This is a genomic window from Pseudarthrobacter sp. 902506025 (assembly GCF_040702325.1).
Taxonomy (GTDB): Bacteria; Actinomycetota; Actinomycetes; order Actinomycetales; family Micrococcaceae; genus Arthrobacter.
Genome location: NZ_JBFBKW010000003.1, coordinates 398,998 through 420,963, shown reverse-complemented (window position 1 = coordinate 420,963; position 21,966 = coordinate 398,998). Strand labels below are relative to the sequence as shown.

Below are 21,966 nucleotides of genomic sequence, written 5' to 3'. Positions count from 1 at the left end.
CGGGCGTTCGACGGCGGGTGCGCACCCGCCGTCGAACCCCACCTCCCTCATCCCGCACCAAGACTTCAGAATTTAGAGAACAAGAGAGAACAGGGACCATATGTCCAGCGAATCCTCCTTCGGCCTCATGCAGATCGGCCTCGCCACCGCGGAAGACATCCGCGGCTGGTCGTACGGCGAGGTTAAGAAGCCGGAAACCATCAACTACCGCACGCTCAAGCCCGAGAAGGACGGCCTCTTCTGCGAGAAGATCTTCGGCCCGTCCCGGGACTGGGAATGCTACTGCGGCAAGTACAAGCGCGTGCGCTTCAAGGGCATCATCTGTGAGCGCTGTGGCGTTGAAGTCACCCGCGCCAAGGTCCGCCGTGAGCGCATGGGCCACATTGAACTGGCCGCCCCCGTTACGCACATCTGGTACTTCAAGGGTGTTCCGTCCCGCCTGGGCTACCTCCTTGACCTGGCCCCGAAGGACCTCGAAAAGGTCATCTACTTCGCTGCCTACATGATCACCAGCGTCGACGAAGCTGCCCGCCACGAGGAACTGCCCAACCTGCAGGTTGAGCACGACATCGAGAAGAAGCAGCTGATCGACAACCGCGACGCCGACATCGCCGCGATTGCCCGCGACCTTGAAGGCGAAATCGCACGCCTCGAGGGCGAAGGCGCCAAGGCTGCCGACAAGAAGAAGGCCCGCGACTCCGCCGACCGCCAGATGGCCAACGTGCGCAAGCGTGCCGACGCCGACATCGAGCGCCTCGAGCAGGTCTGGGACCGCTTCAAGAACCTGAAGGTCGCCGACCTCGAAGGTGACGAAGGCCTGTACCGCGAACTGCGCGACCGCTACGGCATGTACTTCGAAGGTTCCATGGGTGCCGAGGCCATCAAGAAGCGCCTCGAGAACTTCGACATGCAGGCCGAGTCCGACCTGCTGCGCGACGTCATCGCCAACGGCAAGGGCCAGCGCAAGACCCGCGCCCTCAAGCGGCTCAAGGTGGTCAACGCATTCCTGACCACCAACAACAGCCCGCTCGGCATGGTCCTCGACGCCGTCCCGGTGATCCCGCCGGAACTGCGCCCTATGGTCCAGCTGGACGGTGGCCGCTTCGCGACCTCCGACCTCAATGACCTGTACCGCCGTGTGATCAACCGCAACAACCGCCTCAAGCGCCTGCTTGACCTGGGTGCTCCGGAGATCATCGTCAACAACGAGAAGCGCATGCTTCAGGAAGCTGTTGACAGCCTCTTCGACAACGGCCGCCGCGGCCGCCCGGTCACCGGACCCGGCAACCGTCCGCTGAAGTCCCTGAGCGACATGCTCAAGGGCAAGCAGGGCCGTTTCCGCCAGAACCTCCTCGGCAAGCGCGTTGACTACTCGGGCCGTTCGGTCATCGTCGTCGGCCCGCAGCTGAAGCTGCACCAGTGCGGCCTGCCCAAGCAGATGGCCCTGGAGCTCTTCAAGCCGTTCGTGATGAAGCGCCTGGTTGACCTCAACCACGCCCAGAACATCAAGTCGGCAAAGAGGATGGTGGAGCGCTACCGCCCGCAGGTCTGGGACGTGCTCGAAGAGATCATCACCGAACACCCGGTGCTGCTCAACCGTGCACCTACCCTGCACCGCCTGGGCATCCAGGCGTTCGAGCCGCAGCTTGTTGAAGGCAAGGCAATCCAGCTGCACCCGCTGGTTTGTGGCGCGTTCAACGCCGACTTCGACGGCGACCAGATGGCAGTCCACCTGCCGCTGAGCCCCGAGGCGCAGGCTGAGGCCCGCATCCTGATGCTGTCCTCGAACAACATCCTGAAGCCCTCTGACGGACGCCCGGTCACCCTGCCTTCGCAGGATATGATCATCGGCCTGTACCACCTGACCACCAAGCGCAAGGGTTCCGCCGGCGAAGGCAGGATCTTCTCCTCCGTATCGGAAGCCATCATGGCCTTCGATGCACGCGAGCTGCACCTGAACTCGCAGGTCAAGATCCGGCTCGAAGGATTCGTCCCCTACGCCGGCTGGGAAGCCCCGGAAGGCTGGGAGCCCGGTCAGCCGGCACTCGTCCAGACGTCCCTGGGCCAGGTTGTCTTCAACCAGACCCTGCCCGAGGACTACCCGTGGGTTGAAGCCGTTGCCGACAAGGGCGAACTGTCCCGGATCGTCAACGACCTCGCCGAGCGCTACCCCAAGGTCGTCACCGCGGCAACGCTGGACAACCTGAAGGATGCCGGTTTCTACTGGGCCACCCGTTCAGGCGTCACCGTCGCCATCTCCGACATCGAGGTTCCTGCTGCCAAGCCGGAAATCCTTGCCGGGTACGAGGAACGCGCCGCCAAGATCCAGGGCCAGTACGACAAGGGCCTGATTGACGACGACGAGCGCCGCCAGGAACTGATCGAGATCTGGAACAAGGCAACCAACGACATCGCCTCCGTGATGCGTGAGAGCCTGTCCCCGATGAACACCATCAACCGCATGGTGTCCTCCGGTGCACGTGGTAACTGGATGCAGGTCCGCCAGATCGCGGGTATCCGTGGCCTGGTGGCCAACCCGAAGGGTGAGATCATCCCGCGCCCCATCAAGTCCTCCTACCGCGAGGGCCTGTCGGTGCTGGAATACTTCATCGCCACGCACGGTGCCCGTAAGGGCTTGGCCGATACCGCACTGCGTACCGCCAACTCGGGTTACCTGACCCGTCGTCTGGTGGACGTCTCGCAGGACGTCATCGTCCGTGAAGAGGACTGCGGCACCGAGCGTGGCCTGGTCACGCCCATCGCCGTCGCCGATTCCAACGGTGAGCTGGTCCTGGACGAGAACGTCGAGAACAGCGCCTACGCACGTACGCTGGCCGTCGACGTCGTGGACTCCGAGGGCAACGTCCTCGCAGCCGCCGGCACCGACTGCGGCGACGTCGTGATCGATGAGCTCTTCAAGGCAGGCATCACCGAGGTCAAGGTCCGCTCCGTACTCACCTGTGAGTCCAGCGTCGGCACCTGCGCCCTGTGCTACGGCCGCTCGCTGGCCACCGGCAAGACCGTGGACATCGGCGAGGCCGTGGGCATCATCGCCGCACAGTCCATCGGTGAGCCCGGTACCCAGCTGACCATGCGTACGTTCCACACCGGTGGTGCTGTTTCCGCCGGTGGTGGCGACGACATCACCCAGGGTCTGCCCCGTATCCAGGAGCTCTTCGAAGCCCGGACTCCGAAGGGTGTCGCCCCGATTGCTGAAGCAGCCGGCCGCATCACCATCGAAGAGTCCGAGCGCCAGATGCGCCTGGTCATCACCCCGGATGACGGAACGGAAGAGATCGCCTACCCGGTCCTCCGCCGTTCACGCCTGCTGATCGAAGACGGCGACCACGTCTCCGTGGGCCAGAAGCTGATCAACGGCCCGGTCGACCCCAAGCAGGTCCTGCGCATCATGGGCCCGCGTGCGGCACAGAAGTTCCTCGTGGACGAAGTGCAGGGCGTTTACCGCAGCCAGGGCATCGGTATCCACGACAAGCACGTCGAGGTTATCGTCCGCCAGATGCTGCGCCGCGTCACGGTCATCGAGTCCGGCGAATCGGACCTGCTGCCCGGCGAGCTCGCCGAGCGCAGCCGCTTCGAGGACGCCAACCGCCGCGTTGTGTCCGAGGGCAAGACTCCGGCTTCCGGACGTCCTGAGCTCATGGGCATCACCAAGGCGTCGCTGGCCACCGAGTCCTGGCTGTCCGCAGCTTCCTTCCAGGAGACCACCCGCGTCCTGACGCAGGCGGCCATGGAAGGCAAGAGCGATCCGCTGCTCGGCCTGAAGGAAAACGTCATCATCGGTAAGCTGATCCCGGCCGGCACGGGCCTCCCGCGCTACACCGAGGTCACCGTGGAGCCCACTGAGGAAGCAAAGGCCAACCTGTTCACCGGCCCCAGCGCATTCAGTGACTTCTCGTACGACACCTTGGGCGGTGACGGAGCTCCCGAGTTCCACGCCATCCCGCTGGATGACTACGACCTGGGCAACGACTTCCGCTGACGGGCAGGGCGGTCCCTTTCGTGTCGCGTTCCGCGCCACGTAGGGACCCTCCGCCCCGCCCTTAGGAAGCAAGAGGGATGGTCCCGCACCGCAAGGTGGGGGACCATCCCCGTTTAACCCGTCGATTAAGGCATGGAGCCCGTCCATGCTAGACTTGTTACCAATTGTTATTGTGGCAGTGGATGAGTGCGCCGGTACCAGCTGAGAAGCTGGACCAGAGCGACGTTTCCGGTTTGCAGGGTTCTTGTGCAACGTATGCCACATTTTTGCATGCCTAGGGAACTACAGGAATGTACGTTTCGTGCCGGTGTGCGATCCGACTATTAAGGCTTCGCCTTCGCCGCCATGGAGATTCCCTTCAGGGCCCGGGCGGCGGGGCAACGCAACAGGAGAGTGGCCGGAAACAGCCACTCCGGATAAAACGGAGAACACGAGAGTGCCTACGATTAACCAGCTGGTCCGTAAGGGCCGCACGCCTAAGGTCTCAAAGACCAAGGCTCCCGCGCTTAAGGGCAGCCCCATGCGCCGCGGTGTCTGCACCCGCGTCTACACCACCACCCCGAAGAAGCCGAACTCGGCTCTGCGTAAGGTGGCACGTGTGCGCCTCAACGGCGGCGTGGAAGTTACCGCCTACATCCCCGGTGTTGGCCACAACCTGCAGGAGCACTCCATTGTGCTCGTTCGCGGTGGTCGTGTTAAGGACCTCCCGGGTGTCCGCTACAAGATCGTCCGTGGCGCCCTCGATACCCAGGGTGTGAAGAACCGTAAGCAGGCCCGCAGCCGCTACGGCGCAAAGATGGAGAAGAAGTAATATGCCTCGCAAGGGTCCGGCCCCCAAGCGGCCGCTCGTTTCGGATCCGGTATACGGTTCCCCGCTGGTAACCCAGCTCATCAACAAGGTACTCGTTGACGGCAAGAAGTCCACGGCAGAGCGCATCGTCTACGGTGCACTCGAAGGCGCACGCGCCAAGTCCGGCGGCGACCCCGTTGCAGCCCTGAAGAAGGCCATGGACAACGTCAAGCCTTCCCTTGAGGTCCGCTCCCGCCGTGTCGGTGGCGCCACCTACCAGGTTCCGGTTGAGGTCAAGCCGGGCCGCTCCACCGCACTCGCCCTGCGGTGGCTGGTTGGCTACTCCAAGGCCCGCCGCGAGAAGACGATGACCGAGCGCCTCCAGAACGAAATCCTGGACGCGTCGAACGGTCTCGGTGCCGCTGTGAAGCGTCGCGAAGACACCCACAAGATGGCCGAGTCCAACAAGGCCTTCGCACACTACCGCTGGTAATACTCCCCGGGCGCCGCCGCCTCAACCGAGCCGGCGGCGAACGTGTAGTCCATCCCAAAAGGAGACCCCGTGGCACAGGACGTGCTTACCGACCTTAGTAAGGTCCGCAACATCGGCATCATGGCCCACATCGATGCCGGCAAGACCACCACCACCGAGCGCATCCTGTTCTACACGGGTGTGAACCACAAGATCGGCGAAACGCACGACGGCGCTTCGACCACCGACTGGATGGAACAGGAAAAGGAACGCGGCATCACCATCACGTCTGCCGCCGTGACCTGCTTCTGGGAAAACAACCAGATCAACATCATCGACACCCCCGGCCACGTGGACTTCACGGTTGAGGTGGAGCGCTCCCTGCGCGTCCTCGACGGTGCAGTTGCCGTCTTCGATGGCAAGGAAGGCGTCGAGCCGCAGTCCGAGACTGTTTGGCGCCAGGCGGACAAGTACAACGTTCCGCGTATCTGCTTCGTCAACAAGATGGACAAGCTCGGTGCTGACTTCTACTTCACCGTAGACACCATCATCAGCCGCCTCGGTGCCAAGCCGCTGGTCATGCAGCTGCCCATCGGTGCCGAGAACGACTTCATCGGCGTCGTGGACCTGCTCTACATGCGTGCACTGGTGTGGCCCGGCGACGCCAAAGGCGACGTAACCATGGGTGCCAAGTACGAGATCCGCGAGATCCCCGCTGACCTCCAGGAAAAGGCTGAGGAGTACCGCGCGAACCTCGTTGAGACCGTCGCCGAGTCCTCCGAGGAACTCATGGAGAAGTACCTCGAGGGTGAAGAGATCTCGATCGACGAGCTCAAGGCCGGCATCCGCAAGATGACGATCAACTCCGAGCTCTACCCGATCTTCTGCGGCTCCGCGTTCAAGAACCGCGGCGTTCAGCCCATGCTCGACGCGGTTGTGGACTACCTCCCGAACCCGCTCGACGTCCCCCCGATGGTCGGCCACGACCCTCGCGACGAAGAGAAGGAACTGACCCGCAAGCCTTCCGCTGACGAGCCGTTCTCGGCCCTGGCGTTCAAGATTGCGGCCCACCCCTTCTTCGGCCAGCTCACCTTCATCCGCGTGTACTCCGGTCACGTGGAAGCAGGCGCCCAGGTGGTCAACTCCACCAAGGGCAAGAAGGAGCGCATCGGCAAGCTGTTCCAGATGCACGCCAACAAGGAAATGCCCGTTGAAGGCGCTACCGCCGGCCACATCTACGCAGCCATCGGCCTGAAGGACACCACCACCGGTGACACCCTGTGCGATGCCAGCAACCAGATTGTGCTCGAGTCCATGAGCTTCCCGGAGCCCGTGATCTCGGTTGCCATCGAGCCGAACACCAAGGGTGACCAGGAGAAGCTCTCCACGGCCATCCAGAAGCTCTCCGCTGAGGACCCCACCTTCCAGGTGTCCCTCAACGAAGACACCGGCCAGACCATCATCGCCGGCATGGGCGAGCTCCACCTGGACATCCTGGTGGACCGCATGCGCCGCGAGTTCAAGGTTGAGGCCAACGTGGGCAAGCCCCAGGTTGCTTACCGCGAAACCATCAAGCGCGCCGTCGAACGCCACGACTACACGCACAAGAAGCAGACCGGTGGTTCGGGTCAGTTCGCAAAGATCCAGATTGCCATCGAGCCGCTGGACACCGCCGAGGGCGAGCTGTACGAGTTCGAGAACAAGGTCACTGGTGGCCGCGTTCCGCGCGAGTACATTCCGTCTGTTGACGCGGGCATCCAGGATGCACTGAACGACGGCGTCCTGGCCGGCTACCCGGTTGTCGGCATCAAGGCCACGCTGATCGACGGCGCGTACCACGATGTTGACTCCTCGGAAATGGCGTTCAAGATCGCCGGCCGTATGGCTTTCAAGGAAGCTGCACGCAAGGCGAACCCGGTTCTGCTCGAACCGCTGATGGATGTCGAGGTCCGCACCCCTGAGGAATACATGGGTGAAGTTATCGGTGACCTCAACTCCCGCCGTGGCCAAATGCAGTCCATGGAAGATGCACAGGGCGTCAAGGTCATCCGTGCGCACGTTCCGCTGTCCGGCATGTTCGGCTACATCGGTGACCTGCGCTCGAAGACCCAGGGCCGTGCTGTGTACTCCATGACGTTCAACAGCTACGCCGAGGTCCCGAAGGCAGTTGCCGACGAGATCATCCAGAAGTCCCGCGGCGAGTAGTCCTTCCGGACTTTCGAAGCGAACACCTCGGTGGCGCTGTCCGCCAGCGGACAGCGTGGCCGGTGCAGGTGGCCGGGCCGGCCGGAGTAATTCGGCCGGATTCCGGCCCCTGCACGAACAGGCTCAGGGGATTAGTATTAGTTCCTGAATCTGCAATTTCACCAATCCAAAGCCCCCCAAGTAGACTTGCCTGAGTTCTACCGCGATAAGCGCGGCTGGAGGGCAAGCTATTTGAAAACGTTCTAGGAGGAACCTGTGGCAAAGGCAAAGTTCGAGCGGACTAAGCCGCACGTCAACATCGGCACCATTGGTCACGTTGACCACGGTAAGACGACGCTGACGGCCGCCATTTCCAAGGTGCTGTACGACAAGTACCCGGATCTCAACGAGAAGCGTGACTTCGCGTCGATCGACTCTGCACCCGAAGAGCGTCAGCGCGGTATTACCATCAACATCTCCCACGTGGAGTACCAGACCGAGAAGCGTCACTACGCACACGTAGACGCCCCCGGCCACGCTGACTACATCAAGAACATGATCACCGGTGCTGCCCAGATGGACGGCGCAATCCTCGTGGTTGCCGCTACCGACGGCCCGATGGCTCAGACCCGCGAGCACGTTCTGCTGGCCCGCCAGGTTGGCGTTCCCTACCTGCTGGTCGCACTGAACAAGGCTGACATGGTCGATGACGAGGAACTCCTCGACCTCGTCGAAATGGAAGTTCGTGAGCTCCTCAGCTCGCAGGGCTTCGATGGCGACAACGCTCCGGTTGTCCGCGTTTCAGGCCTGAAGGCCCTGGAAGGCGACCCCGAGTGGGTCAAGTCCGTTGAGGACCTGATGGCTGCTGTCGACGAGTCCGTTCCGGACCCCGTACGTGACCGCGACAAGCCGTTCCTGATGCCGATCGAAGACGTCTTCACCATCACCGGCCGTGGCACCGTTGTTACGGGCCGCGCCGAGCGTGGAACCCTCGCCATCAACTCCGAGGTCGAGATCGTCGGCATCCGCCCGGTCCAGAAGACCACGGTTACCGGTATCGAGATGTTCCACAAGCAGCTCGACGAAGCATGGGCCGGCGAGAACTGTGGCCTGCTGCTCCGCGGTCTGAAGCGCGACGATGTCGAGCGTGGCCAGGTTGTCGTCAAGCCGGGTTCCATCACCCCGCACACCGACTTCGAGGCCAACGTCTACATCCTCTCCAAGGACGAAGGCGGACGTCACAACCCGTTCTACTCCAACTACCGCCCGCAGTTCTACTTCCGTACCACGGACGTAACCGGCGTTATCACCCTGCCCGAGGGCACGGAAATGGTTATGCCTGGCGACAACACTGAGATGACCGTTGCGCTCATCCAGCCCATCGCTATGGAAGAGGGCCTCGGCTTTGCTATCCGCGAAGGCGGCCGCACCGTTGGTTCGGGACGCGTTACCAAGATCATCAAGTAGTACTTGCTGATCGAGGATCCACCGGGCCCCGGCCCGCGCTGAATCCACAAAGAAAGCCCCGCTGCTCCAAGCAGCGGGGCTTTCTTTTACCCTTTTTGGCGGGGACCCCGCGGGTGCTGCCGGGAGGGGCCACTGATACTGTTGCAGCACTGAAAGGAGATCATCATGGGGTGGCTTATTTTCCTGATCATCGCGGTGGCCGTCGTGGCCGGGGTGTTCTGGGTCAAAAGGAATTTCCGGCACGAGATCGACCGGGCCAAGCGGATCAACAGGGCAAACAAGAACCAGTAGCGCGGAGTTGCTGCGCCCGTTGCTGGTATGCCTTATTCCTACTTTTCGGTATACCTAAATTCGCGGTATCCTCGTCTTATTGACGCCCGCAACGACGAGGACACGTGATGGCTGTTTCAACATTGGCGGCGGAATCCGCCACCACCAAAGTGTGGTCCCGCCTCCTGCTGCTCGGGCCCGCGTTCGTGGCCGCCATCGCATATGTGGACCCGGGGAACGTGGCGGCAAACCTGACTGCCGGCGCAAATTTCGGGTACCTGCTCGTCTGGGTTCTGGTGGCAGCTAATGCCATGGCGGTGCTGATCCAGTACCAGTCGGCCAAGCTGGGCCTGGCCACCGGAATGAGCCTGCCGGAAATCCTCGGCAAACGCCTGGGAACCGGGCGGCGCCGAGCCTACTGGGTTCAGGCCGAGATTGTTGCCGGGGCCACCGATATGGCGGAAGTCATTGGCGGCGCCGTTGCGCTCAACCTGCTGTTCGGCCTGCCCCTGCTCACGGGCGGGTTCATCATCGGCCTGGCGTCCATGTTGCTGCTGGCACTGCAGTCGAACCGAAGCCAGAAATCCTTCGAGCTCGCCATTTTGACCCTGCTCGGCGTGATTGCCGTCGGGTTTGTCTCGGGCCTTTTCGTCGCGCCGCCGGATGCCGGGGGTGCCATCGCCGGCCTTGTGCCCCGGTTCGAGGGAACCGACACCGTCCTGCTCGCAGCCAGCATGCTCGGTGCCACCGTGATGCCGCACGCGATCTACCTGCACTCGGCCCTGGCCCGCGACCGTCACGGCTTCTCCGAAGATCCGGCAGTCAGGACGCGGTTGATCCGGGCCACCCGCGTGGATGTCGCCGGTGCCCTGCTGCTTGCCGGAATCGTCAATATCGCCATGCTGCTGCTGGCCGCCACCAGCCTTCGCGGAGTGGAGGGGACGGACACCATCGCCGGAGCGCACGCAGCCGTGACGTCGGCACTCGGGCCCGTTATCGGCGTCGTATTCGCCATTGGCCTCCTGGCCTCGGGCCTGGCGTCCACGTCGGTGGGGTGCTACGCGGGGGCCACCATCATGGGCGGGTTGTTGAAGGTCAGGATTCCGCTGCTGATGCGCCGCACGCTCACCCTGCTCCCGGCTCTGCTGGTCCTGGGCGCCGGCATTGAACCAACGCTGGCCCTGGTCCTGAGCCAGGTCCTCCTGAGTTTCGGCATCCCGTTCGCGCTCATTCCGTTGATCCGCCTCACCGGCAGCCGCAAGGTGATGGGCATCCACGCGGACTCGAAACCGCTTCGGATTGCGGGCTGGACGAGCGCCACGCTCATCGTGGGACTGAACTGCGTGCTGATCTTCCTTACGGTGCTGGGCCTCCAGTGACATGTCGGCAGTGACATGCCACTGGTGGCCCGCCGGCTAGTCCCGGCGGTGGCTCCGGGCGCGCGACAGCGCCTGGTACCAGTAGAAGGACCGTTTGGGGGTCCGCTCCAGTGAATCGAAGTCCACGTGCACCAGGCCAAAACGCTGCGAGTAGCCGGCGGCCCACTCGAAGTTGTCCATAAGTGTCCACACGTAATAGCCGCGCAGGTCAACGCCCTCGGCCACGCCGCCGGGAGCAGTAGCTTCAAGAGCTGTCCCCAGGTGCGCAGCCAGATACTCGACGCGGTCCGTGTCCTCCAGCGTCTCTGAAACCCTGTCGGGTTCAGGAAAGCTGGCGCCGCCCTCGGTGATGTATATCGGCGGAAGCGCCTCGCCGTACCGGTCCCGCATTTCCCGCAGCAGGACCCCCAGGTGCTCCGGTGCCACAGGCCAACCGAAGCCGGTGCTGCCGTACTCCGGATAACCCACTTCGTGGAAGGGCAGCTTCGCGATTTCCTTGTGCATGTCCGCCGGCATGGGGGTGATGCCGGGCCCCAGGGCCACCTTCACCGGGAAGTAGTAATTGAGCCCGTAGAAGTCCAGGGGCTGATGGATGGTCCTGAGGTCGGCATCGGAGATCCTGCCGATGGAGCGCAGCCAGGGCTTGGCGTACAGGGGCAACGAGGGGTAGCGGCCCAGCAGGACGGGATCGGCGTAGATCCTGTTCATCAGAAGGTCGTACAGGTGCGCGACGAGCCGGTCGCCGATCTTCCGGGTGGCGGGCCTGACGGGGGAGTGCAAATTGGTCAGGCCAACGCCGCCCGCCACTCCGGCCGCCCGCAGCGCCTGCACGCCGAGCCCGTGCGCCAGCAGCTGGTGGTGGATGGCGGGAAGGGCATCGAACATCAACCGGCGCCCCGGCGCGTGCACCCCCAGGGCGTAGCCATTGAGGGTGACCGAGACCGGTTCGTTGAGGGTGACCCACTGGTCCACACGGTCGCCGAACCGCTCACCGGCCGCCCGGGCGTAGTCGCCGAACCTTTCGGCGGTGTCGCGGTTCAGCCACCCGCCACGGTGTTCCAGCGGCAGGGGGGTGTCCCAGTGATACAGGGTGGCCATCGGGGAAATGCCGGCATCCAGGAGCTGGTCGATCAGGCGGTCGTAGAAATCCAGGCCTTCGGCATTGAAACTGCCCCGGCCGTCGGGCTGGATCCGTGGCCAGGAAAGCGAGAACCGGTAGGAATCAACGCCCAGCTCCTTGAGCAGCGCCACATCCTCCGGCAGCCGGTTGTAGTGGTCGCAGGCCACGGCGGGGGAGTGCCCGTCCATGATGGCGCCGGGCTTTTCCGCGAAGGCATCCCACCCCGACGGGCCTCGGCCCCCGTCCTTCAGCGCGCCTTCGATCTGGAACGCCGCGGCGGCGACGCCCAGGGTGAACGACGCCGGCACGCGCCCGGCCAGTTCCGTCACCGATTCAGTGCCTTGCAGGGTCATGCCCCTATCATCCAGCCGGTTTCTTTCCACTGCAATGGGGGGTTCAGGCGACGGCGCAGGCGCCAATTCGCATCTGCCAGGCTTTTCCGGCATACTAGATGAGTTGTTCAAGCGCTTCTTCGCGTCCCGATCCGGATAATGCCGGGTGCAGGGTCCAAGTTGAAGACCAAACATAACCCACCCCAATGGAATTGCGGATTTGTATGCGTGTTCAGCGCGACACGCCCGACCGCGGGGGTCGGTTGCGCCGGCAAGGTGAGGAACCCGGATTTATCCGGATTCAGTTTGTGCGGCGGATGGTGGTTACGACCTCAAATGCTTCGGCAGCCATACAACGAGTAAGTGAACAGGGCAGCCCTAAACCGGGGAAGCACAGACTGAAAGAGAGTCAGGCGACATGGCGGGACAAAAAATCCGCATCCGGCTGAAGTCATACGACCACGAGGTCATTGACGTTTCAGCACGGAAGATCGTTGAGACGGTCACGCGCGCAGGCGCAACGGTAGTTGGCCCCGTGCCGCTGCCGACGGAGAAGAACGTGTACTGCGTTATCCGCTCTCCGCACAAGTACAAGGACAGCCGCGAGCACTTTGAAATGCGCACGCACAAGCGTCTTATCGACATCATCGATCCCACGCCGAAGGCTGTTGACTCGCTCATGCGTCTCGACCTGCCGGCTGACGTGAACATCGAAATCAAGCTGTAGGGAGGTGCTGAGAGACTATGACCGCAACCCGTAACGTAAAGGGCCTGCTGGGCACGAAGCTCGGCATGACCCAGGTCTGGGACGAGAACAACAAGCTCATCCCCGTCACTGTGGTCCAGGCAGACTCGAACGTCATCACCCAGCTGCGCAACGCAGAAGTTGATGGCTACGTCGCCGTTCAGATCGGCTACGGCCAGATCGACCCCCGCAAGGTCACCAAGCCGCTGGCTGGTCACTTTGAAAAGGCAGGCGTCACGCCTCGCCGCCACGTCGTCGAACTTCGTACCGCAGATGCTGCCGAGTACGAGCTGGGCCAGGAGCTCTCTGTAGAGCTCTTCGAAGCCGGCCAGAAGATCGACGTCGTCGGGACCACCAAGGGTAAGGGCTTCGCCGGTGTAATGAAGCGTCACGGCTTCCACGGCGTTGGCGCTTCCCACGGTGCCCACAAGAACCACCGTAAGCCCGGTTCAATCGGTGGCGCATCCACCCCGAGCCGCGTCTTCAAGGGCATGAAAATGGCCGGCCGCATGGGCGCCGTTCGTCACACCACGCTGAACCTCACGGTCCACGCGGTTGACGTCGAGAAGTCGCTGCTCCTGATCAAGGGTGCCGTCCCCGGCGCCCGCGGCCAGGTCGTCTTCGTACGCACCGCCGTGAAGGGAGCCTAGTTCAATGGCTAACACTGTCCAGGTTGACCTGCCTGCAGAGATCTTCGACGTTCAGACCAACGTGCCGCTGCTGCACCAGGTCGTCGTTGCCCAGCTCGCTGCTGCACGCCAGGGTACCCACAAGACCAAGACCCGCGCTGAAGTTTCCGGTGCAGGACGCAAGCCGTTCAAGCAGAAGGGTACCGGCCGCGCCCGTCAGGGTTCCATCCGTGCTCCTCACATGACCGGCGGTGGCATTGTCCACGGTCCGACCCCGCGTGACTACAGCCAGCGCACCCCCAAGAAGATGATTGCTGCTGCACTGCGCGGCGCACTGTCTGACCGGGCCCGCAACGGTCGCATCCACGTTGTCGCAGAACTGGTTGAAGGCACCAAGCCCTCCGCCAAGACCGCACTGGCAACGCTCCGCGGTGTTTCCGACCGCAAGAACCTGCTGGTCGTCATCGAGCGCGATAACGACGTTGCTGCACTGTCCGTGCGCAACCTCGCCGGCGTTCACGTTCTGTACGCAGACCAGCTGAACACCTACGACGTTCTCGTCTCTGATGACGTTGTCTTCACCAAGGCTGCCTACGACGCATTCGTTGCCGCTAAGGCAGCTAAGAACGAGGAGGATGCCAAGTGAGTGCAGCCACCATCAAGGATCCCCGCGACGTCGTGCTTGCACCCGTCGTGTCGGAAAAGAGCTACGGCCTGATCGACGAGGGCAAGTACACCTTCCTGGTGGACCCCCGTTCGAACAAGACCGAGATCAAGCTGGCCGTGGAGAAGATCTTCTCCGTCAAGGTCGAATCGATCAACACCATCAACCGTGCCGGTAAGCGCAAGCGCACCAAATTCGGATGGGGTACCCGCAAGAACACCAAGCGTGCGATTGTCACCCTCAAAGAAGGCACCATCGACATCTTCGGCGGTCCGCTCGCGTAGCGGAGACCACTTTAACGAGGAAATAAATTATGGGAATCCGTAAGTACAAGCCGACTACCCCGGGCCGTCGTGGCTCGAGCGTAGCGGACTTCACCGAAATTACGCGGTCGACGCCGGAAAAGTCGTTGGTACGTCCGCTGCCCAAAAAGGGCGGCCGTAACAACTCCGGTAAGATCACCACCCGTCACAAGGGTGGCGGACACAAGCGCCAGTACCGTCTGATCGACTTCCGTCGCCACGACAAGGACGGCGTCAACGCCCGCGTTGCCGAAATCGAGTACGATCCGAACCGCACGGCTCGCATCGCCCTCCTGCACTACGTTGATGGCACCAAGCGTTACATCATCGCTCCCAACAAGCTTTCCCAGGGTGACGTTGTCGAGGCAGGTGCCGGTGCTGACATCAAGCCCGGTAACAACCTGCCCCTGCTCAACATCCCGGTGGGTACTGTCATCCACGCAGTTGAACTGCGTCCGGGTGGCGGCGCCAAGATGGGCCGCTCCGCCGGCGCATCGATCCAGCTTGTTGCCAAGGAAGGCCGCTTCGCCCAGCTGCGTCTGCCTTCCGGCGAAATCCGCAACGTTGACGTGCGCTGCCGCGCAACCGTCGGCGAGGTCGGCAACGCCGAGCAGTCGAACATCAACTGGGGCAAGGCCGGCCGTATGCGGTGGAAGGGCGTTCGCCCGACCGTCCGTGGTGTCGCCATGAACCCGGTTGACCACCCGCACGGTGGTGGCGAGGGTAAGACGTCCGGTGGACGTAACCCCGTCAACCCGAACGGTAAGCGGGAAGGCCGCACCCGCCGCCCCAACAAAGAGAGCGACAAGCTTATTGTGCGTCGCCGTCGTACTGGCAAGAACAAGCGATAGGAGCCTGGACACATGCCACGCAGCCTGAAAAAAGGTCCTTTCGTTGACCAGCACCTCTTTGTGAAGGTAGCCAGGGAAAACGAAAAGGGCACCAAGAACGTCATCAAGACCTGGTCCCGCCGTTCGATGATCATCCCCGACATGCTCGGACACACGATCGCCGTACACGACGGACGCAAGCACATCCCGGTGTTTGTCACTGAGTCGATGGTCGGGCACAAGCTCGGCGAATTCGCTCCCACGCGGACATTCCGCGGCCATGTCAAGGACGACCGTAAGGGCAAGCGCCGCTAGGCGCCTGCGTTTACGTCAAAGACGAGAGAAGGAAAGCAATGGAAGCCAAGGCAATTGCGCGCCACATCCGCGTAACGCCTATGAAGGCCCGGCGCGTCGTCAACCTTGTTCGTGGATTGCAAGCGAATGAGGCTCTGGCAATTCTGAAGTTTGCCCCGCAGGCAGCTTCGGAGCCGGTATTCAAGGTAGTTCAGTCAGCAATCTCCAACGCCCGGGTCCTCGCGGACCGCGACGGCGTGGCGTTTGACGAAGGCGACCTCATCATCAGCGAAGCGTTTGTTGATGAAGGCCCGACCATGAAGCGGTTCCAGCCGCGTGCCCAGGGTCGTGCATTTCAGATCAAGAAGCGCACCAGCCACATCACCGTGGTAGTCGCTACCCCGGAGAAAGAGGAGGCTCGCTAAGTGGGACAGAAAGTAAACCCGCACGGGTTCCGACTCGGCATCACCACCGATCACGTATCGCACTGGTTCGCTGACAGCACCAAGGCCGGCCAGCGGTACAAGGACTTCGTTCGCGAAGACATCCGCATCCGCCAGCTCATGTCCACGGGCATGGAGCGCGCCGGCATCGCCAAGGTCGAGATCGAGCGCACCCGTGACCGCGTCCGCGTGGACATCCACACGGCCCGTCCCGGCATCGTCATCGGCCGCCGTGGAGCAGAAGCAGACCGCATCCGCGGCGAGCTCGAAAAGCTCACCGGCAAGCAGGTCCAGCTGAACATCCTCGAGGTCAAGAACCCCGAGATGGAAGCCCAGCTTGTGGCCCAGGGCGTTGCAGAGCAGCTGACTTCCCGCGTGGCGTTCCGCCGTGCGATGAAGAAGGCCATGCAGTCCGCACAGCGTGCAGGTGCCAAGGGCATCCGTATCGCCTGCTCGGGCCGCCTGGGTGGCGCTGAAATGTCCCGCTCGGAGTTCTACCGCGAAGGCCGTGTGCCCCTGCACACCCTCCGCGCGAACATCGACTACGGCTTCTACGAAGCCAAGACCACCTTCGGCCGCATCGGTGTGAAGGTCTGGATCTACAAGGGTGACGTCACCGCCAAGGAACTGGCTGCACAGGCTGCTGCCGCACCGTCCCGCGGTGGCCGTGGCGAGCGTCCCGGCCGCCCGGGTGGCGCTGACCGCGGTGACCGCCGCCGTCGCAACGACCGTCCGGCCGCTGAAGCAGCTCCTGCTGCCGAAGCACCGGCAGTTGAAGCAGCACCTGCTGCTGCAGAAGGAGGACAGGCTTAAATGCTTATCCCACGTCGAGTAAAGCACCGTAAGCAGCACCACCCGGGTCGTTCCGGCGCTGCTACGGGCGGCACCCAGGTCTCCTTCGGTGAGTACGGCATCCAGGCCCTGAGCCCGGCATACGTCACCAACCGTCAGATCGAGTCCGCTCGTATCGCAATGACCCGCCACATCAAGCGTGGCGGTAAGGTCTGGATCAACATCTACCCGGACCGTCCGCTGACCAAGAAGCCTGCCGAAACCCGCATGGGTTCCGGTAAGGGTTCACCGGAATGGTGGGTCGCCAACGTCAAGCCGGGCCGGGTTCTGTTCGAACTCTCCGGTGTCAATGAAGAGGTAGCTCGCGAGGCCCTGCGCCTGGCAATCCACAAGCTGCCGTTGAAGGCACGCATTGTGCGTCGCGAGGGTGGTGAATAGAAATGGCAGTAGGATCCAAGGATCTGGCTCCCGCACAGCTGGACGGTTTCGACAACGAGCGTCTCGTTGAAGAACTCCGCAAGGCCAAGGAAGAGCTGTTCAACCTGCGTTTCCAGTCCGCCACCGGACAGCTGGAGAACCACGGTCGCCTGCGCGCGGTAAAGAAGGACATCGCACGCATCTACACCGTTCTCCGCGAACGCGAGCTGGGCATTCGTGCCGAGGTTGCCGCACCGGTTGTGGAAGCCAAGGAAGAGAAGAAGTCCAAGAAGGCTTCAACCAAGAAGGCCGAAAAGGCTGAAAAGGCTGAGACCGAGGAGGACGCCAAGTGAGTGAAAAGGACCAGAACGTGACCGAAACTGCTACCGAAGCCAAGGCTGGGCAGCGCGGTTACCGCAAGACCCGTCGCGGTTACGTGGTCTCCGACAAGATGGAAAAGACCATCGTTGTCGAGGTTGAAGACCGCGTGAAGCACGCACTGTACGGCAAGGTCATCCGCCGCACCTCCAAGGTCAAGGCACACGACGAAGAGAACACCGCCGGCATCGGCGACCTCGTTGTCATCGCCGAGACCCGTCCGCTGTCCGCCACCAAGAACTGGCGGCTCGTGGAAATCCTCGAAAAGGCCAAGTAGCACCTGCTGCTTCGCTGGAAGCCCCTGCTCCCTTCCGGGAGCGGGGGCTTCCTCGCTTAACGCGGGCGTCACGCCAGGCAGCTTTTGAGTGAAGCGGACGACGGCGGCGCCACGCCTGGCGGGGGAGCGGCACCGTTAGCGGGCCGAAAGGCTGCCCTGCGTGACGCCGTCGTCCGTCCCGCCTAAACGCCCCATCACTTACTACCGCTTTTTCGGCGACGCCCCATCACCTATCACTGCTTTTTCGGCGACGCCCCATCACTTCCCGTTGCCGGTAGGCCTGGAGGTGATCGGGCGTTGGTTGTTTTGCTGCTGGAGGTGATCGGGCGTTGGTTGTTTTGCTGCAGGAAGTGATGGGGCGTTGTGCTGGCGGGGGAGCGGCACCCCGGGCGGGCGGAAAGGCTGGCCTGCATCGCGCCGTCGTCCGTCTTGCCGGGCAGGGGACGGTGGTGATATGGGGACTGACGGAAAACATGCTAGGATATTGAGTTTGTATGGCGCCTTTCGCGCGCCATCATCAACCTCGTAAACAAGCGTGCCACAGCATAGTGCCCCTGTGCGCCCGGGATCCGTCCCGGACCGGGTGGGAGCAACTGCTTCTGGCACGGGCGTTTAGGCCTGGTCTGGCAAAATCCAGGCAGGTCAAGAGACACCCCGATCAACCGTTCCGCAAGGCTCATTCCGTAGCAACATCACGGCCTGAGAACCGGCGCGACGCAAGGAGTAAATAGTGATTCAGCAGGAGTCGCGACTCAAGGTCGCCGACAACACGGGTGCTAAGGAAATCCTTACCATTCGCGTTCTCGGTGGATCTGGCCGTCGCTACGCAGGCATCGGCGACGTCATTGTCGCCACCGTCAAGGATGCAATCCCGGGCGGCAACGTAAAGAAGGGCGACGTGGTCAAGGCCGTCATCGTCCGTACCAAGAAGGAACGCCGCCGTGCGGATGGTTCCTACATCAAGTTTGACGAGAACGCAGCTGTGATCCTGAAGAATGACGGTGACCCCCGCGGTACCCGTATCTTCGGACCGGTTGGTCGTGAACTGCGTGACAAGAAGTTCATGAAGATCGTTTCTCTGGCTCCGGAGGTGCTCTAGTCCATGGCTGCAAAGATCAAGAAGGGTGACCTGGTTCAGGTCATCACTGGCGCCAAGGCTGAGCGCGGCGGCGACCGTGGCAAGCAGGGCAAGGTTCTGCGCGTCTTCACCGACACCAACCGCGTGCTGGTTGAGGGTATCAACCGCGTCACCAAGCACACCCGTGTTGGACAGTCGCAGCGCGGCACCAAGACCGGCGGCATAGAGGTCGTAGAGGCCCCGATCCACATTTCGAACGTGGCCCTGGTTGACCCGTCGACCAAGAAGCCGACCCGTGTGGGCTTCCGCCTCGACACTGTGGAGAAGAACGGTGTCAAGAAGACCGTCCGTATCCGCGTGTCCAAGAGCTCCGGGAAGGACATCTAATGACTGAGACTCTCGAGACTCCGGCAACGAAGATCGTTCCTCGTCTGAAGACCAAGTACGCCGAATCCATCAAGGCAACGCTCCAGGATGAATTCAAGTACGAGAACGTGAACCAGGTACCCCGTCTGGTGAAGGTTGTTGTGAACATGGGTGTTGGAGATGCCGCCAAGGACTCCAAGCTGATCGACGGCGCTGTCCGCGACCTCACCCAGATCACCGGCCAGAAGCCGCAGGTTACCAAGGCCCGCAAGTCGATCGCACAGTTCAAGCTGCGCGAAGGCATGCCCATCGGTGCACACGCTACCCTGCGTGGCGACCGCATGTGGGAATTCGTGGACCGCCTGGTCACCCTGGCTCTGCCCCGTATCCGCGACTTCCGCGGCCTCAGCGGCAAGCAGTTCGATGGCAACGGCAACTACACCTTCGGTCTGACCGAGCAGGTTATGTTCCACGAAATCGACCAGGACAAGATCGACCGCGTCCGCGGCATGGACATCACGGTTGTCACCACTGCCAAGACCGATGACGAAGGCCGCGCGCTGCTCAAGGCGCTTGGTTTCCCGTTCAAAACCGAAGCTTAATTAACTACGTAAAAGGTCCGGCCGCTCCGCTCCCCCGGGAATGGAACGGCGGAAACCGTTATGAGGAAGGGCATGAGCCCACATGACAATGACAGATCCTGTCGCAGATATGCTTACGCGCCTGCGTAACGCAAACTCGGCATACCACGACTCCGTGTCTATGCCTTACAGCAAGCTCAAGGCACGCGTTGCCGACATCCTCAAGGCCGAAGGTTTCATCGCCGGCTGGAAGGAAGAGGACGCCGAGGTTGGCAAGAAGCTGACCCTGGACCTCAAGTTCGGTCCGAACCGCGAGCGTTCCATCGCCGGTGTACGCCGCATCTCCAAGCCGGGTCTCCGCGTTTACGCGAAGTCCACCAACCTGCCTCACGTGCTCGGTGGCTTGGGTATCGCTATCCTGTCCACCTCTTCCGGCCTCCTGACTGACAAGCAGGCCGGCAAGAAGGGCGTGGGCGGCGAAGTCCTCGCGTACGTCTGGTAACGGGAAAGGAAGAGAATAATGTCACGTATTGGACGTCTCCCCATCACCGTTCCTGCCGGCGTTGAGGTCAAGGTTGACGGCTCTGTCGTCAGCGTCAAGGGTTCCAAGGGGGAGCTGACCCACACTGTGGCCAGCCCCATTGAGGTTGCCCTGGACGAGAACACCCTGACCGTCAGCCGCCCGAACGACGAGCGCGCCTCCCGTTCGCTCCACGGCCTGACCCGCACCCTGATCGCCAACATGATCCAGGGCGTCACCGCAGGCTACGAGAAGAAGCTTGAAATCGTCGGTACCGGTTACCGCGTTCAGGCCAAGGGATCTGACCTTGAGTTCGCTCTGGGCTACAGCCACCCGGTCAACGTTTCGGCTCCGGCCGGCATCACCTTTGCAGTAGAGGGACCGACCAAGCTCTCTGTCTCAGGTATCAACAAGCAGCAGGTCGGCGAGGTCGCTGCCAACATTCGCAAGCTGCGGAAGCCTGACCCGTACAAGGGCAAGGGCATCCGTTACGCCGGCGAAGTCATCCGCCGCAAGGTCGGAAAGGCTGGTAAGTAACCATGGCCATCTCCATTAACAAGAAGCGTACGAACAAGAGCAAGGCTGCTGGTCGCAGCCGCCGCCAGCTTCGTATCCGCAAGCGCATTTCCGGTACGGCTGTCCGCCCCCGCCTGGTGGTCAACCGCTCCGCACGCCACGTATTTGTCCAGGTTGTCGATGACACCATTGGCCAGACCGTAGCAAGTGCGTCCACCCTGGAAGCTGATCTTCGTGCATTCGACGGTGACAAGACTGCCAAGGCCAAGCGCGTTGGCGAGCTCGTTGCCGAACGTGCCAAGGCTGCCGGCGTCGAGGCTGTTGTGTTCGACCGTGGTGGTAACAAGTACCACGGCCGGATCGCCGCCGTCGCTGACGGTGCACGCGAAGGTGGGCTGTCACTGTGACCGAAGCAAACAAGGAAAAGGACACTGTGTCTGCAGATCAGAAGGCGCCCGAAGCCGCAGCTGCTGAGACCACTGCCCCCGCTGCCGAGGACCGCCGTGGTGGCGCCCGTCGCGGCGAGCGTGGCGACCGTGGCCAGGGCCGCGGCGACCGCGGTGGCCGTGGCGGCCGCGACGGTGGCCGTGAAGCCGAAAAGAACCAGTTCGTAGAGCGCGTTGTCACCATCAACCGCGTCTCCAAGGTCGTCAAGGGTGGTCGTCGCTTCAGCTTCACCGCACTGGTCGTCGTTGGTGACGGTAACGGCATGGTCGGCGTGGGCTACGGCAAGGCCAAGGAAGTTCCCGCTGCTATCGCCAAGGGCGTTGAAGAGGCCAAGAAGTCCTTCTTCCGCGTTCCCCGCGTTGGCAACACCATCCCGCACCGCGTTCAGGGTGAAGCCGCTGCCGGCGTCGTAATGCTGCGTCCGGCTTCCGCCGGTACCGGTGTTATCGCCGGTGGTCCGGTCCGTGCAGTACTGGAGTGCGTGGGCATCCACGACATCCTCTCCAAGTCGCTCGGTTCCTCCAACGCCATCAACATCGTTCACGCGACCGTTGATGCCCTGAAGCGCCTCGAAGAGCCGGCAGCAGTGGCAGCACGCCGCGGCCTGCCGCTGGACGAGATCGCTCCGGCAGCGTTGGTGAAGGCCCTCCTGGCTCCGAAGGCAGGTGTTTAG

26 protein-coding genes are annotated in these 21,966 nt (G+C 62.6%); 25 read left to right on the top strand and 1 reads right to left on the bottom strand.

Translation table 11 applies throughout. From position 1 onward, the window contains the following. The first annotated feature begins 100 nt into the window (after positions 1-100). The 7 genes from AB0280_RS09175 (at position 101) to AB0280_RS09145 (ending at position 10,562) form a co-directional block, all read left to right on the top strand. Positions 101-4,000 (top strand): DNA-directed RNA polymerase subunit beta', encoded by a 3,900-nt coding sequence (locus AB0280_RS09175; RefSeq protein ID WP_159631358.1) that lies wholly within the window; start codon positions 101-103, stop codon positions 3,998-4,000. Positions 4,001-4,436: 436 nt separating this feature from the next. Continuing rightward, positions 4,437-4,811: a 30S ribosomal protein S12 gene (gene rpsL, locus AB0280_RS09170; protein WP_009358312.1), complete on the top strand. Its 375-nt coding sequence runs from the start codon at positions 4,437-4,439 to the stop codon at positions 4,809-4,811. 1 nt (position 4,812) lies between these two features. Next, entirely contained in the window at positions 4,813-5,283 is a 471-nt protein-coding gene (gene rpsG / locus AB0280_RS09165; protein WP_003803829.1) for a 30S ribosomal protein S7, read from the top strand. A 69-nt stretch (positions 5,284-5,352) separates the two neighbouring features. Next, positions 5,353-7,467, top strand: coding sequence for an elongation factor G (fusA, locus tag AB0280_RS09160; RefSeq protein ID WP_159631359.1), 2,115 nt, complete (start codon positions 5,353-5,355; stop codon positions 7,465-7,467). A gap of 255 nt (positions 7,468-7,722) precedes the next feature. Further along, complete coding sequence (gene tuf / locus AB0280_RS09155) at positions 7,723-8,913, top strand: elongation factor Tu (protein ID WP_141159762.1); 1,191 nt, start codon at positions 7,723-7,725, stop codon at positions 8,911-8,913. A gap of 165 nt (positions 8,914-9,078) precedes the next feature. After that, positions 9,079-9,204 (top strand): hypothetical protein, encoded by a 126-nt coding sequence (locus tag AB0280_RS09150; protein ID WP_256371453.1) that lies wholly within the window; start codon positions 9,079-9,081, stop codon positions 9,202-9,204. A gap of 107 nt (positions 9,205-9,311) precedes the next feature. Beyond that, complete coding sequence (locus AB0280_RS09145) at positions 9,312-10,562, top strand: Nramp family divalent metal transporter (RefSeq protein ID WP_366366975.1); 1,251 nt, start codon at positions 9,312-9,314, stop codon at positions 10,560-10,562. 36 nt (positions 10,563-10,598) lie between these two features. Here AB0280_RS09145 and AB0280_RS09140 read toward each other — a convergent pair whose 3' ends face one another. Further along, complete coding sequence (locus AB0280_RS09140) at positions 10,599-12,035, bottom strand: GH1 family beta-glucosidase (RefSeq protein WP_366366973.1); 1,437 nt, start codon at positions 12,033-12,035, stop codon at positions 10,599-10,601. A 397-nt stretch (positions 12,036-12,432) separates the two neighbouring features. On the opposite strand from AB0280_RS09140, the gene rpsJ reads away from it, so the two are divergent. The 18 genes from rpsJ to rpsE all read left to right on the top strand — a co-directional run bounded on the left by rpsJ (position 12,433) and on the right by rpsE (position 21,966). Then, complete coding sequence (gene rpsJ, locus AB0280_RS09135) at positions 12,433-12,741, top strand: 30S ribosomal protein S10 (protein ID WP_003803825.1); 309 nt, start codon at positions 12,433-12,435, stop codon at positions 12,739-12,741. A 17-nt stretch (positions 12,742-12,758) separates the two neighbouring features. After that, on the top strand, positions 12,759-13,409 hold the full coding sequence (gene rplC, locus AB0280_RS09130; protein WP_307425018.1) for a 50S ribosomal protein L3: 651 nt from the start codon (positions 12,759-12,761) through the stop codon (positions 13,407-13,409). A gap of 4 nt (positions 13,410-13,413) precedes the next feature. Then, positions 13,414-14,034, top strand: a complete 621-nt coding sequence (gene rplD / locus AB0280_RS09125; protein WP_141159766.1) for a 50S ribosomal protein L4 — start codon at positions 13,414-13,416, stop codon at positions 14,032-14,034. Continuing rightward, a complete protein-coding gene (rplW, locus tag AB0280_RS09120; RefSeq protein ID WP_011692807.1) occupies positions 14,031-14,336 on the top strand; it encodes a 50S ribosomal protein L23 in 306 nt (101 codons plus the stop codon). Before rplD ends, rplW begins: the two co-directional genes overlap by 4 nt. Before the next feature lie 29 nt (positions 14,337-14,365). After that, positions 14,366-15,205, top strand: a complete 840-nt coding sequence (gene rplB / locus AB0280_RS09115; protein WP_159631363.1) for a 50S ribosomal protein L2 — start codon at positions 14,366-14,368, stop codon at positions 15,203-15,205. Positions 15,206-15,217: 12 nt separating this feature from the next. Next, positions 15,218-15,499 (top strand): 30S ribosomal protein S19, encoded by a 282-nt coding sequence (rpsS, locus tag AB0280_RS09110; protein WP_003803803.1) that lies wholly within the window; start codon positions 15,218-15,220, stop codon positions 15,497-15,499. Between the two features lie 38 nt (positions 15,500-15,537). Next, positions 15,538-15,903 (top strand): 50S ribosomal protein L22, encoded by a 366-nt coding sequence (gene rplV, locus AB0280_RS09105; protein ID WP_009358304.1) that lies wholly within the window; start codon positions 15,538-15,540, stop codon positions 15,901-15,903. Then, complete coding sequence (gene rpsC, locus AB0280_RS09100) at positions 15,904-16,734, top strand: 30S ribosomal protein S3 (protein ID WP_141942674.1); 831 nt, start codon at positions 15,904-15,906, stop codon at positions 16,732-16,734. Then, a complete protein-coding gene (gene rplP, locus AB0280_RS09095) occupies positions 16,735-17,151 on the top strand; it encodes a 50S ribosomal protein L16 (RefSeq protein ID WP_043454603.1) in 417 nt (138 codons plus the stop codon). A 2-nt stretch (positions 17,152-17,153) separates the two neighbouring features. Further along, positions 17,154-17,483, top strand: coding sequence for a 50S ribosomal protein L29 (rpmC, locus tag AB0280_RS09090; protein ID WP_159631364.1), 330 nt, complete (start codon positions 17,154-17,156; stop codon positions 17,481-17,483). Continuing rightward, positions 17,480-17,785: a 30S ribosomal protein S17 gene (rpsQ, locus tag AB0280_RS09085; RefSeq protein ID WP_043454607.1), complete on the top strand. Its 306-nt coding sequence runs from the start codon at positions 17,480-17,482 to the stop codon at positions 17,783-17,785. Before rpmC ends, rpsQ begins: the two co-directional genes overlap by 4 nt. Before the next feature lie 730 nt (positions 17,786-18,515). Continuing rightward, positions 18,516-18,884, top strand: a complete 369-nt coding sequence (gene rplN / locus AB0280_RS09080; protein ID WP_003803789.1) for a 50S ribosomal protein L14 — start codon at positions 18,516-18,518, stop codon at positions 18,882-18,884. Between the two features lie 3 nt (positions 18,885-18,887). Further along, the gene (rplX, locus tag AB0280_RS09075) at positions 18,888-19,250 is read left to right on the top strand and encodes a 50S ribosomal protein L24 (RefSeq protein WP_015937845.1); all 363 of its coding nucleotides are present in this window, start codon (positions 18,888-18,890) and stop codon (positions 19,248-19,250) included. Next, positions 19,250-19,831, top strand: a complete 582-nt coding sequence (gene rplE / locus AB0280_RS09070; RefSeq protein ID WP_018769138.1) for a 50S ribosomal protein L5 — start codon at positions 19,250-19,252, stop codon at positions 19,829-19,831. The genes rplX and rplE overlap by 1 nt, the downstream gene beginning before the upstream one ends. 82 nt (positions 19,832-19,913) lie before the next feature. Next, positions 19,914-20,312, top strand: a complete 399-nt coding sequence (rpsH, locus tag AB0280_RS09065) for a 30S ribosomal protein S8 (protein ID WP_015937843.1) — start codon at positions 19,914-19,916, stop codon at positions 20,310-20,312. Between the two features lie 18 nt (positions 20,313-20,330). Beyond that, the gene (rplF, locus tag AB0280_RS09060) at positions 20,331-20,867 is read left to right on the top strand and encodes a 50S ribosomal protein L6 (protein ID WP_159631365.1); all 537 of its coding nucleotides are present in this window, start codon (positions 20,331-20,333) and stop codon (positions 20,865-20,867) included. 2 nt (positions 20,868-20,869) lie between these two features. Further along, a complete protein-coding gene (gene rplR / locus AB0280_RS09055; protein ID WP_159631366.1) occupies positions 20,870-21,253 on the top strand; it encodes a 50S ribosomal protein L18 in 384 nt (127 codons plus the stop codon). Beyond that, positions 21,250-21,966, top strand: a complete 717-nt coding sequence (gene rpsE, locus AB0280_RS09050; protein WP_141159772.1) for a 30S ribosomal protein S5 — start codon at positions 21,250-21,252, stop codon at positions 21,964-21,966. The genes rplR and rpsE overlap by 4 nt, the downstream gene beginning before the upstream one ends.